The organism is Kiritimatiellia bacterium (assembly GCA_018001225.1).
Lineage (GTDB): Bacteria > Verrucomicrobiota > Kiritimatiellia > CAIQIC01 > JAGNIJ01 > JAGNIJ01.
Window position 1 is genome coordinate 1 of the sequence record JAGNIJ010000064.1, and the last position, 12998, is coordinate 12998.

A 12998-nucleotide genomic window follows, 5' to 3' on the forward strand; every position below is an offset into this window, starting at 1 on the left:
ACGATGTCCGGGCGGGCCGCGGCCGCTTCTGGGATTTCAACCTGAACTACGTGAGCGAGATCCTCCCGTTCCGCGCGGCGGACCGGAACTGGGTGGCCACGCTGAACTACCAGGAGGTCTACGATTTCAAGCAGCAGTTCACCGCCGATATCTTCGGGGCGTCCCGGGAGACCGGTTCCGATGTCGAGACCCGCTCGTACCAGGACACGGTGGTGACCGGCTACCGGGACAGCCGGGTGGACCTCACCGTCACGGAGCAGCTGACCACCGAGCTCTCCAGCGTGCTGCAGCAGGTGCACGCGGACGACCTGGCCGCCCGGCTGGATTTCGACCAGGAGGGGATCATCAGCGCCGTCAGCCCGGCGCTGGCCGTGGACCTGACGAAGACCCTGGCGGTCGGCGTGGCGCTGAACGTGTACCAGGACGGGGAGGCCGTGGGGCGGGGCATCCGGTCCCGCATCCGCGCCGACTACGAGGGCACGACGGACAGCCGCGGCCAGATCACGACCACGCGCCGCACGACGGGGACCTACACCTACGAGGGCGTCGCCCATTTCGAGCCGAGCGGCGACCTGCCCTTCGCCTTCGACGTGCCGTTTTCCGGGACCGGCGAGATCGAGCCGTTCTCGGACGCATCGCAGTCATCCTCGCGCACGCGCTATTACGCGGAAGGGCAGTACGAGGAAGTCAACGAGTTCCGCCACCTGTCCGGGGTGAACGCGACCTTCGGAATGCTGTGGGCGGTCAATACGCATGTCAACCTGGGCTTCGCCTTCGACCTGCCGTGGACCGCGGAGGCGACCCAGGAGAAGACCGTGAACAGCCGGCTGACCACCTACGACGAATCCCGCGCGCGCGTGCTGGACGTGACGGAAGTCCGGCAGGCCGAGACCCGCGATGTCGAGTTCGACTTCCCGGCCTACTACGCGGCGGGGCTGGCCGTGAAATGGAACCACCGGCTGTATTCCATGCTCGACGTCAGCCGCACCGACTGGTCGCGGTTCGCGTTCCAGGCGGAGGGCGGGGAGAAGATCAATCCGCTCGACGGCGCCCCGTACGACGCCGGGGCGGTGGACGACTGCTGGGCGGTGCGGGCGGGGACGGAGTACGTGCTGGTGTTCCGGCATACCGAGTGCCCGTTGCGCGCGGGGGTGGGGTGGGAGGAGCGGCCGGCGATCGGCGAGCCCGACGAGACCTGGAGCGTCAGCGGCGGCGCCGGGGTGTCGCTCGGGAAGGGCCCGCTCAAGTGCCTGCTGGATCTTTCCTACACGTACAGCTGGGCGCAGGACGCGCTGGAGAGCCTCGTGCCCGCGCAGTCCGGGATGAGCAGCGACGTGGACCGGCACCAGGTATACATCTCCATGATCTGCCATTTTTAAACCCGGAGGGCAGGGGAAGAGAATCGGGACGCCGGGCGACCATTGGGGGGATGGCGGCCGGGGAACTCCCGCCGGTGCGAGGTGTCGTTTATACAGAAAACGCGTGACGCGGTACTATAACTGTTAAGGTCGGGTTCCGTTATGTTTCTTCCGGAGAGTCCATCCGGTCGGTGGCGAGCCGATTGTCGGGCGCTGGCCTGTGCCGTGCTGTGCGCGTGGGGCCCGGTTGCGGCGCGGGCGGGCGGGCTTCAATATGACCTGGACCCGCCCGGGGCGGTGTCCGCGGGGGCCCGCTGGAGCATCTACGAGGGCAGTTCCGTCGTCTGGCGGACGAGCGGCTTCATGATCACCAACCTGCCCGCGGACACGTACGAGGTCATGTTCAAGTCGGTCAGCGGCTGGATCGCGCCGTCCAATGAACTGGTGGCGGTCGGGACCACGGATTACGTCGTTCGCGCGGCGACGTACCTCCAGCCCCCCCAGACGACCGCGACGCTCCGGGTGCACCTGCTGCCGACCAACGCGTGGGCGGACGGGGCCGGGTGGCGGATCAGCAGCACCAGCGCCTGGCAGCAGAGCGGGACCGCGCTGACCAACCTGTCGCCCGGCTCGCGGTACGTGTATTTCTCGTCAGCCTACGGCTGGAATCCGCCCGTCAACCGCTCGGTGACGCTGGTCGCGGGTACGAACGAGGTGACGGGGACGTACTCGCGGGCGGCCGGCCTCCGGGTCCGCGTCCTGTTGCAGGGCGCCTACCTCCCCACGTTCGGCCGCATGGCGACCAACCTGCAGCCCCGGATCCCGGCCACGTCCCCCTACGCCGACGACCGCCGCACGGTGGCGGAGGTGCCGACCAATGCCGTGGACTGGGTCCTGCTCCAGGTCTACGCCACCAACGGGGCGGCGCCCTTTTTCAGCCGGAGCGCCTTCCTGCGGCCGGACGGGTACATCGCGGCCGACGACGGCACGCCGGGGATCACCGCGCCGGATCTCACCGGGAATTACGTCCTGGGCGTCAAGCACCGGAACCACCTGGCGATCCGCTCGGCCGGCGCGGTGTCGTTCGTCACGAACTCGGCGACGTACGATTTCACTGTCGTTGAAACGCAGTTCCTGGGCGGGACGAACAGCGCGGTGAGGATGGGGACCAACAGTTGGGCCATGATCGCCGGGGACGCGGACGGCGACGGGACGATCCGGGACGCGGACCGGGAAATCCACGCCTCGCAGATGGGCCGGACGGGCTACCTGCCCGGCGATTTCAACCTGAACGGCGCCGTGGCGGCGGCGGACTACACGGGCCTGTCGGTGTCCAACCTGAACCGCTCGGCCGCGGCGGCGGGCGACGAGACGCTCCTGCTGCCCGCGCTGGAAGTGTCCCCGCCGGAGAGCACCGTCGGGGGCGGCGCGACGGCGGAGTTGCAGGCGACTTCCACGGGCCTGGTCCGGTGGGTCTTCACCCGCAACGAGAGCGGGGCGTCCATCAGTTCCACGAGCGGCGCGAGCGTGGTCTACACGGCGGGCGTGCCGGGGTTCACCGACATCCTGGAGGCGTGGGAGCCCGCGTCCGGGAACTTGAGCCGCATGCGGCTCAACGTGGTCAGCAACGCGCCGGACGCCTTCGGGCGGGCGGTCATCCTGGCGGGCTCCTCGGGCCCGTCCGATCCCACGCGGCCCGCGACGCACTTCCTCGCGGAGAAGGCCCGCGAGACGCTGGCCTATCGCGGCTTCACCCCGGACTCGATCCACTACTACAGCTTCAGCGGCTCGACCCACGCGGACGGCGACATCACGGCGGCGAACGTGGAGTTGCTCTTCACCAACGGGCTCGATGGCGTGAGCCGGCTGTTCGTGTACATGGTGGATCACGGCGCGTCCGTCAGCGGCGCGGCCTCGTTCCGGCTGAACGCCTCCGAGTGGCTCGCCGCGACGACGCTCGACGGCTGGCTGGACCGCCTGCAGGACGAATACGGCACGGAGGTCTCCCTGGTGGTGGACTGTTGCAGCGCGGGCAGTTTCCTCGACGAGGTCGCCTACGCCGGCCCGCCGGAGCGCGTGGCGTTGAGCTCCTGCGGCACGAACGAGGCGACGTACTTCATCGCCAACGGGCTCGTCAGCTTCTCGGAGGTCTTCTTCAACGGCGTCCTCCTCGGCGTGGACCTCGGGCAGGCCTTCCTGCAGGCATCCAACGCGATGAGCTACTACCAGCAGGCCATGGCGTCCAACCTGGCCGCCGCCTCCGGCATGATCCTGGGGGCCGAGTTCATCGCCGGCGCGCTGGCCCCGTCCATCGGCAGCGTGTGCGGCAACCAGACGATCAGCGAGAACGAGATCCCGCTGCTGTGGGTGGACGACGTCGTGTCCGCGTACCCCATCGAGCGGGTGTGGGCCTCGATCGTGCCGCCGGACCACCAGCCGGGCACCAACGACCCGGTCCGGGACATCCCCGAGGCGGACCTGGCCTACCACGAGGACACGGGCCGCTACGAGTACACCGGCTACGGCTTCACGGGCGACGGCACCTACCAGGTCGCGTTCTACGCGCAGGACACCGCCGGCGCGGTCTCGGCGCCGCGCCTGTGCTTCATCACCCAGAGCGAGTACCGCGAGCGCGTCATCCTCGTCGCGGGCGGCCCGGCGGCCGGCGCGGAGTGGGACGGCATCCGCACCATCGCCGGCCTCGTCTACCGGACGCTGACCGCCCGGCGGCTCGGGCCGGACGACATCTGGTGCATGAGCGCCGACCCGGACCTGGATTTCGACGGCGACCTCGCCGCCGACGCGGACGCCCTGCCGACGCAGGCGGGCCTGGTGGAGGCCATCACCAACTGGGCCGCCGGGGCCAGCAAGCTGACGGTCTACCTCGTCGGCGGCGAGACGAACGGCGCGTACCGGCTGGGCGAGGCCGAGAGCCTGAACGCGGATACGCTGGACTACTGGCTCGACGCGTTCCAGGCGGACGACCGTCCCGTGGGCGTCATCCTCGAGATGCCCGAGGCGGGCGGGTTCCTGGCCGCGCTGACGCCGCCCGAGAACCGCTCGCGCTACTGCATCGCCTGCGCGCAATCCGGCGAGCCGGCGCTCTGGGCGGCGGACGGGCTGGTCAGCTTCTCCTCCTTCTTCATGAGCTACCTGTTCCTCGGCGAACCGATCTGGGACGCGTTCGACGCGGCCCGGCGCGGCATCCTTTACGCCTCCGGGCCCCTGCGGCAGACCGCGCTGCTGGACGACGACGGCGACGGGCGCCCGAACGAGAAGAGCGAGGACGGCGCCGCCACGGCGACGCAGTACATCGGTCCCGCCTTCCTCACGGGCGCGGACCTGCCCGCCATCGGGTCCGTGAACCCGGACGCGTGGATCGACACGGCGCACGCGGCCCTGGTGTGGGCCGCGGAGGTGTCGGCCGCCCAGGGCGTCTCCAATGTCGTCTGCTACGTCACGCCGCCCGATTACGATCCTGCCGACCCGCTGCCCTCCACCAACCTGTCGTGGAACGCCGCGCTCCTGCGCTACGAGGCCGCGCTCGACGGCCTGACGAACAACGGGACCTACACGCTGACGTTCCAGGCCCAGGACCGCGAGGGCAGCTGGTCGGAGCCCGTGCAGGCCTTCCTGGAGAACCGGGATTTCTACGAGCCGGACAACACGGCCACCCAGGCGGTGGATTTCGCCGTGGGCGCGGAGCAGTACCGGAATATCCACGTCGCCGACGACGTGGACTGGGTCCGGTTCTTCGCCGCGTCGGGCGCGGCCTTCCAGGTCGAGGCGGAGCAGACCGGCACGAACGTGGACGTGCGGCTGGACATCTACGTCGAGGAACTGGACGGCACGCTGCGCCGGCTGGATTTCCTCGACGCGGCCGGCGAGTGGGACCGGTACGGCAAGGGCGCCGGGTACACGGAGGAATGCCTGCTGGACCTGGCCGCGTCGCCGTCGCTGACGTCGGGCGTCTACTACGTGCGCGTCAGCCCCGCGGACCCGACGGGGTGGGGGGCGGACAGCGACTACACGCTGAAGGTCTATGTTCCGGCCGGCACGGTGCTCATCATCGCCGCCGTCAACCTGCTGACCGGCGGCGCCGTGCCGGACGCCGAGGCCGTCATCGACGGCGGAACCTGGCGGCTCGATTTTAACGGGGCGATCTCGGTGTCCCAGGACCTGCCTTCCGGGTCGCACTCGGTCCAGGTCACCGCGCCCGCGGGCTACTACCCGGCCCAGGACCCGAACCGGCCCGACCAGCCGGACAATCCCAAGAACCTCACGTACGGCAATCCGCGCAACCTGCCCTCCGGCACCCTGTACGCGGGCTTCCAGTTCATGCCCTACGTGGTCATCGACGGGCAACTCCTCGACGCGCACGTGGGCGCCCACGTGGAAGACGCCGTGGTCAAGTTCACGGCCACCAGCGGAAAGATCAGCGGCCAGGTCTACGACGGCTATCCCAACTTCGCGACCTACGAGACGCCCTGGCTCTCCGAAGCGGACGGCGATTTCCCGGACGAGGTGCTCCTGCCGCCGGTGACCTGGAACCTGCTCGTCGAGAAAACGGGCTACTCCAACCTCGTGGTCGCCGGCGTCATCCCGTCGCCGCCTTCCGGGATCTCCCGCGACCTTGGCGTCTTCCGGATGTACCCGGTGGACCTGGACGGCGACGGGCTGGCGGACACGTGGGAGGACGATTGCTTCCCGCCCGGCTACACCGTGCTGCCGGGCGAGGACGACGACGAGGACGGCGTGGACAACGAGGGCGAATACTTCGCCGGCACGCACCCGATGAATCCCGACAGCACCCTCGGCGACGACGTCGTCCTCGGCCCCCAGGAGGCCGGCTGGCGCCTCGCGTGGCCGGTCGTTCCGGGGCGCGCGTACGGGGTCGAGCGCGAAAGCGACCTCGTCACCGGCGTCTGGGCGAGGGTGTCCGGAATTCAAACCGCGGGCTTCGGGCAGACGAGCATGGAGTGGACGGATTCCTCCGCGGCCGCCCCGCCGCTCTACTACCGGCTCACCGTGATCCCGCCTCCCGGCGATTAGGCCATGCAAGAGGCTCTTATACGTCGCCCCCGGCGGCTCTTCGCCGCTGGAGCGAACTTCGTTTTCCCCGCCCTCCTGATCCTGGCGATCTACGCGGCCCTGGTCCTGGTCCTGCCGTCCCGCGTGTTCTGGTCGCCGGACGAGGGCTGCAAGTTCATCCAGATGAGCGGCTGGTCCTTCGAAGGCCGCCCGGCCTATTCGCTGCCGTACCCGGGAAAGGACCGGGATCCCGGGTGGACATACTACCCCGCCGCCGCGATTTATCCGCGCCCGGCGCGGGATTCGGACCCGGTGCGCTTCTGCTGGCCGGTCTGGTTTCCCGTCCTGTCGCGCCTCCCATACGCGCTCTTCGGGATTCGCGGACTGTATCTTTTGCCGATGCTCTCCGGGCTCGCCTGCGCGGCGTGGGCGGCCTTCCTGGCCCGCCGCCTGCGGCCGGGAGGCGGCCCCGTCGCGCTGCTCCTGGTCGGGCTGGCCAGCCCGGTGTTTTTCTACAGCCTGCTCTTCTGGGAACACACGCTGGCCGCCGCCCTGGCGTTGTGGACGCTGGCGGCGATCACGGTCCGCGTGGCCGATGACAAGCCGCTAACCGGGTGGCGCCTCGTTCTCACTTTTCTTCCCCTCGCGGCCGCCGTCGCGCTTCGCTACGACATGCTGATGTTCCTCGTCGCCCTCGCGGCCACGCTGGCCGTATTTCCGCCGGGCTCGCGGGAGGGCGGCCGGGGTAGAGCGCTCGTGGGCCTGGTCGCGGCCCTTCTCGCACTATGGGTGGCGGGGGCCCTGCTGCGGGGCGCGGTCACGGTATTCTCGCGCGAGGCCGGCGTGGCCTTTCCCGCCTACGGCGAATTGGGCACGGCCTTTCGCGAGCGCCTTTCCGTCTGGCGGGAGACCCTCGCCGAGGCGCCCGATCTCCTGCGGTGCGTCCTTATTAATGACGAAGCCGAGTTCGGGTGGCCCCTGCCGCGGCCCGTCGGCTGGCTGGTCCTGTCGGGCCTGGTGATCGGTTTGCTTTCCATGGCCCTGCCGGCGGGCGCATGGCGTGCCGGCAGTTGGCTGGCCGGGGCCTGGATCCTGGCCGGGGCCTCGTTCGGCGCGTTGGCGCACGCCGAACGCTACCGCGCCCTGCACGGCCTCTTTGTGGCCGCGCCATGGATGCTGATCGCGGCCCTGCCGCCGTCCCCGGCCGCGTCGGCGCGCGGGTTGCGTTTCCTGAAAATCCTCGGGCTGGTCTATCTCGCGGCGTTCGCGGGCGTCTCGTGGCTGGTCGGCCGGCCGAACGGCGGCCCGGAATGGGGCTCGCGCTTCGCGCTGATCACCTATCCCCTCTGGGCCTCGGTCGCGGGAGCCGCGGCCGGGCGCGGGCCCCGCCGCGCCGGGCTCGCGTCGGCCCTGGTCCCCGCGACGCAGGTCATCCTGGTCCTGCTCGGCTTGGGTCTTTCGCTGCGGGGCCTCCACGAAATCCGCGCCACGAAGCATGATCTCGGCGGCTTGCAAAAGGAACTGGACCCGCGGGTTCCCGTGGTCACGGACTTATGGTGGCTTTCCTCGGCCCTCGCGCCGTGGTCGGTCCGGCATCCCGTGTTCACCCTCAACCCCGGCGCGTCCCTGCCGGGCTGGATCGAGCAGGTCGGGTCACGCGAGGGCTCCTTCCAGTACGTCGGGTACCGCGCGCCGGCGCTCGACCCGCGCGCGGGCGTCCCGCTGACGCCGCGCCGCCTCATGACGCGCCACGGCTTCGTGATCTGGACCGTGGACGCGGCGGCCCCTCCGCCCTGATCTACAGGCTGTCCGGCCGGAACGGCCGATCCAGCCGCGCGAGGTCTATCCGGCCCGAACTGCGTTCCCAGAGCACCACGCCCCGCTCGAAGACGTGGAGGCGGAACTCGCCGAAGAACAGGGAGTGTTCCCCCTCGAGGGGCGCGCCCAGGTCGCGGGCCGTCTTCGACGTGGAGCAATACACCGAGATATCGCCGACGGGCGCCAGGCGGGACGGCTCGCGCGCCAGTTGCAGGGCCTCCTGCAGCCCGTTGGCCTGCGCCAGGGTCAGCCCCCGCTCGAAGGCCCGGAGGCGCAGCGCGCCGTCGAAGAGGCTCACCTCCCGCTCCGTCAGCGCCGGCCCCAGCCCGATGGCGTTGTTCGGCGTGCGCCGGTCGAAGGCCGCCCACTTCGCGATGAGCCGCTCGTAGCGCGTGACGCCCGGCCCGCGGAGCTCATAGCCGAACCCCCGCGGCTCCGCGTGGGTCACGGTGAGGCGGACTCCCGGGCCGGACGCCGCCCCGCCCGCGCTCTCCTCGAGGCCCAGCATCACTTCCGGGATTTCCTTGAAGGGCGTCTTGAACTCGACGTAGCCCCAGGCGGACGTGCTGTCGGCGGACGCCGCGAGGGCGTGCGCGCAGAGGTCGACCTGCCCGCGCTCGATGTGCGTGCCGTGCCGGGCCAGTCGCTCGATGTCCTTCCGGGCCCGGCCCGTCTGCCGGACGGAAAAAAACAGCAGCAGCGCGAGCAGGCCGCAGAGGAGGGCCAGGCCGTGCAGCGCGGTCGGGCCGGACTTCTCTCCGGCGGGCGTTTCCGGGACGGGGTCGCTGTTCATATGGGTTCCTTTCCATGGTGCGATTCGGTATGCGCGGTCGCGCGGGGCCGGCGGGGCTCGACCCGGTAGCCGTCGCTTCCGATCAGGGCGTGAAATTCCACGGTGCCGTCGGCGAGCGCCTCGGGCACGGTGGAGTACACCGGGCGATTCTGTTGCAGGGCCTGGCGCACCAACTCGCGCCCCCGGGCGGGGCCGAGAAACACCAGGTTGTGCAGGGTGATGTCCGGCCGGCGGCCCTCGACGTGCTGGAGGTATTCCAGGATGGGCACGTGTTCCCACATGCCGAGGAACACGGCGTCGGGTTTCATCGCGCGCAGCAGCGCCTCGCCGGTCTCGCGGGCGGAGGTGTCGCGGCTCAAGTCGACGTAGCGGAAGTTGAAGGTCAGCAGGCTGGCGACCAGCAGGGCCGGGATCGCCCGGACGAGCCGCGGCGCGGGGTGGCCGTGCTCCAGGCTGCGGACCATCAGGACGAAGCCCCAGGCCGCCCAGGCCGCGAGGGGCAGGTAGGCCGCCGAGTACATCAGGTCCTTGTCCACCGCGCCGTACGTGAGGTAGAAGCCCACGTGCCCCGCGAGCATCAGCCCGAGCGCGACCTGCCGCCGGGGCTGGCGCCGCCACCCGTACCCGAGGCCGGCCGCGGCCAGGCCGATGCCCACGACGCCGAAGTTGCTCACGGCCTGGTGCAGAAACGCGCGCAACTCGTGCAGGTATGCCGCCGGCGTGACCGCGCCCATCGCCGTCCGGAACATGCCGCCGCTGATCATCCAGGCCAGGCCGGGCAGGGTGGCCAGGTCGACTTCCGGGAAATAATCCCGCACGTAGTCCATGGGCGGGAGCGCCCGGTGGCGCAGGGGCAGGTAGGCGAAGACCAGGATCACGCCCGCCAGGCCGCCGGCGGCCGCCGCCAGCAGCGCCCGGGGCCGCCGCCCGGCGCCGGCGGGGGCGGCGAGGACCCACCAGGCCATCCCCGGCAGCATGAGGATCAGCGAGACGTGGTTGCCCAGCCCCGCGCCGAAGACAAAGGCGGCCGCCGCGAGCCGCGCGGGCCGCGGATGCTCGTCCCAGCGCGTCAGCAGGTAGAGCAGCAGGGCGACGAAGAAAGAGTGGACGGCGTAGATCTCGGCCACGACCGCCCAGACCCAGTAATAATAGGAAAAGGCCAGCAGCAGGGCGGCGGCCAGGGAAAGCCCCGGGCGGCCGGTCCAGCGCCGCAGGCAGGCGAACAGGAGGCTGACCGCGCCGGCGGCGATCACACCGGACATCAGGTTCATCCGGTACCCGACGTCGCCGACCGGCAGCAGGCAGAAGAGCCGGCCCAGCAGCAGGTACAGCGGGCAGCCGGGGCTGTGCACGATGCCCAGCAGCCGCGCCCCCGCCGTGAGCTCGGCGCTGTCCAGGCCGTACAGCGTCGGCGCCATGGTCCGCAGGTAGACCGCGAGCGGGAGGAGGAAGGCGAGCGCCGTCAGGCCGTGTTCCGGTTTCGCGCGGGGGGGGCTGGTGTCCGGCCGTTGCATGCGTGCCTTTCGCCGCCGGGCGCGCGGCGCTTCATTTCACGTGAAGCCGGTAGAAGCGCGACGGGCAATTCTCCGGCAACTCGTCCTCGAGCACATTTTCCTCCCCGGGCTCTATCTGGTACGTTTGCAGCACCTGCCACGTCTCATCCATCAGGCTCGTCTTGTACTGCAGCTCCACGGTCATGGTGTTCGTCGCGACGACGTGGAAGGACACCTGGCTGGTCCCGCTGACCGCGGGATCGGCCAGGAACGGGTACAGGTTCTCGTCCGCGCTCGCGACGGTCAGCCACGAGAACGGCCGGTACTTCACGCCCACGAGCAGGGAGGTCAGCGCCATGTTCGCCAGGCAGAACAGGCCCAGGATCGCCGCCAGCTTGCCGATGCTTCGCATGGTTCACCTCTCGTTGGGTTCCAACCGCATGGATGGATTTCTACCCCTCCAGTCGCGGGCGGCGGGCACTTCGTGCGGTTTTTTTACAGGGCCGCGCGGACGGCGGCGATGGCGGCGGGCGGGTCGGTGTAGAGGAGGGACCGGAGGCCGCAGGCCTCGGCGCCGGCGACGTTCTCGGGGCGGTCATCGAGGAACAAACAGTCCTCCGCCCGCAACCCGAGACGTTTCAGCGCGCGCTCGTAGAAAAATCGCTCCGGCTTGACCGCCCCGATCTCGCAGGAGATCACCGCGCCGCGGCGGAAAGCCAGCGAGGGGAAATCCGCGAACATCCGCGGGAAGTGCAGCACTCCCGCGTTGGAGGCCAGGTAGACGGGCCGGCGCGCGGACAGCTCGCGGGCGAATTCGATCATCGGCGGGTTCTCGGAGAGGACGTGGTACCAGGCGTCCACGAAGGCCGGGTAGTCGCCGCGAAACCCCGTGACCCGGACGAAGTGACGGTAGAACTCCTCCGGCGACACGCGGCCCCGCTCGTATTCCGCGAGCATCGGGTCGCGCTCGACCAGGCCGAAGAAGGACCGGTTGTTCAGGCCGAGCGCGGGATCGCACAAGGGCAGGATGCGCTCGATCGCGGGCCCGTAGTCCAGGTTCAGCAGCACGCCGCCGATGTCGAAAAGCAGGGATCGAGTCATGATCCTATCCTACCGGCAAACGCGGCGCCGTCAAACCGGGGCCGTGCGTTGACACCGGGCTGGAGGCGGGGGTAGTCTGGCCGCGATCCGAAGGAATCCATGACGCCTTGCCGATGCATCGGCCGTATCCTCCCGCCGGCGGCGGTCCTGCTGGCGCTGGCGGTGTGCTCCGCGGCCGCGGCGGAGACCCTGCGCATCCTGCGGGTGCAGCACCAGGCCCTGAACTCCCGCCGCGAGTCCCCCGCGCTGATGCCGGACCGGCTGGGCCCGGCCGACCCGGCTCCGGCCGCCGGCGCGGAGCGGTTCCGGGTCTACTGGCACGCCGGCGAGGACGGCAGCCCGCCGGGCACGGTCGTGACGTTCGAATTCCGGCAGGCCTACCGACCGCTCATCCAAACGCTTTTCATCCAGTACCCTTTTAAGGTAAAAGGAGAACGGTGCGCGACGTTCGAGGTCGCGGAGCCGACGGTCCGGCGGGGCGGGCGCGTGGTGGCGTGGCGCGTCCGGATCCTGCGGGGCGGGCGCCGGCTCGCGGAGCGGACGTCGGACACGTGGGAACCCTGACGAGGAACAGCGCATGCCGGGCAGCGATGGAATACAGGTGGCGATCCGGGCCCCGTTGGCCTTCATCCGCGTCGTCGGCCGCGGCTCGTTCAAGATCAGCGCCTCGTTCAAGGAGTTCGCGATCCATGCCCTGGACTCCGGGTGCCGGCGGCTCGTGCTGGACATGATCGAGTGCGTCGGGATGGACAGCACGTTCATGGGGGTCCTCGCCGGGCTGGCCTTCCGCCTGCGCGGGGTGCCGGAGGGGCGCATCGTGATGGTCAACCTGAACCCGCGCACGCGCGGCCTGCTCTCGACGCTCGGGTTGGACGAGGCGGTCGAGGCGCACATGGCGGGGGCGACGCCGCCGGACCTCGAGCCCTTCCTCGCCGGCCCCCGCGCCCTCGCGGACCTGCCCGTGGAGGAGCGCGGCCAGGCCGAGACGGCCCGGACCATGCTCGAGGCGCACGAGAACCTCGTGCGCCTCTCGCCGGAGAATCTGCCGAAGTTCAAGGACGTGCTGACCTTCCTGCGCGAGGACCTGAAAAAGGGCGGGGGCCCGCCGGCCGGCGCGCCTTGACCGGTTCGCCCCTCCGCCGAGTGGGCCTTGATTGCGCCGCGGCGGTGGGCTAGGATGGATTCGTACTGGAGGAACTATGAGGGAATGCATCATTCAGACGGAGCAGCGGGACGACCTGGATATCCTGCACCTGGACGGCGCGCTGGATGCCTATTCCTTCCCGAGGCTGGAGACCGCCTTGAGCAAGCTCCGCGAACAGCACCGGAAACGGGTCGTCCTCGCTTGCGGCGGTCGGGACTACATCAGCCGCGCGGCGCTGCGCACGCTCCGCGGGTTCGCCC

10 protein-coding genes are annotated in these 12998 nt (G+C 70.2%); 6 read left to right on the forward strand and 4 right to left on the reverse strand.

The window, feature by feature from the left end:
- From KA248_15255 to KA248_15265, 3 genes are all read left to right on the forward strand, one after another.
- Positions 1 to 1379 (forward strand): hypothetical protein (locus KA248_15255; GenBank protein ID MBP7831265.1); only part of this gene is annotated, 1379 nt, incomplete at its 5' end.
- Positions 1380 to 1583: 204 nt separating this feature from the next.
- A complete protein-coding gene (locus tag KA248_15260; protein MBP7831266.1) occupies positions 1584 to 6410 on the forward strand; it encodes a hypothetical protein in 4827 nt (1608 codons plus the stop codon).
- 3 nt (positions 6411 to 6413) lie between these two features.
- Entirely contained in the window at positions 6414 to 8186 is a 1773-nt protein-coding gene (locus tag KA248_15265) for a hypothetical protein (protein MBP7831267.1), read from the forward strand.
- 1 nt (position 8187) lies between these two features.
- Here the strand turns inward: KA248_15265 and KA248_15270 are convergent, their stop codons facing one another.
- The 4 genes from KA248_15270 to KA248_15285 form a co-directional block, all read right to left on the reverse strand.
- Positions 8188 to 9000: a hypothetical protein gene (locus KA248_15270; protein MBP7831268.1), complete on the reverse strand. Its 813-nt coding sequence runs from the start codon at positions 8998 to 9000 to the stop codon at positions 8188 to 8190.
- Entirely contained in the window at positions 8997 to 10514 is a 1518-nt protein-coding gene (locus KA248_15275) for a DUF2723 domain-containing protein (protein ID MBP7831269.1), read from the reverse strand. Before KA248_15275 ends, KA248_15270 begins: the two co-directional genes overlap by 4 nt.
- Before the next feature lie 31 nt (positions 10515 to 10545).
- Positions 10546 to 10905: a hypothetical protein gene (locus KA248_15280; protein MBP7831270.1), complete on the reverse strand. Its 360-nt coding sequence runs from the start codon at positions 10903 to 10905 to the stop codon at positions 10546 to 10548.
- Between the two features lie 83 nt (positions 10906 to 10988).
- Entirely contained in the window at positions 10989 to 11594 is a 606-nt protein-coding gene (locus tag KA248_15285; GenBank protein ID MBP7831271.1) for an HAD family phosphatase, read from the reverse strand.
- Between the two features lie 99 nt (positions 11595 to 11693).
- Between KA248_15285 and KA248_15290 the strand changes: the two genes are divergently transcribed.
- The 3 genes from KA248_15290 to KA248_15300 form a co-directional block, all read left to right on the forward strand.
- Complete coding sequence (locus KA248_15290) at positions 11694 to 12158, forward strand: hypothetical protein (GenBank protein MBP7831272.1); 465 nt, start codon at positions 11694 to 11696, stop codon at positions 12156 to 12158.
- 13 nt (positions 12159 to 12171) lie between these two features.
- Positions 12172 to 12717, forward strand: a complete 546-nt coding sequence (locus KA248_15295) for a hypothetical protein (protein MBP7831273.1) — start codon at positions 12172 to 12174, stop codon at positions 12715 to 12717.
- Between the two features lie 76 nt (positions 12718 to 12793).
- The coding region (locus tag KA248_15300) for an STAS domain-containing protein (GenBank protein ID MBP7831274.1) at positions 12794 to 12998 on the forward strand (205 nt) is incomplete at its 3' end.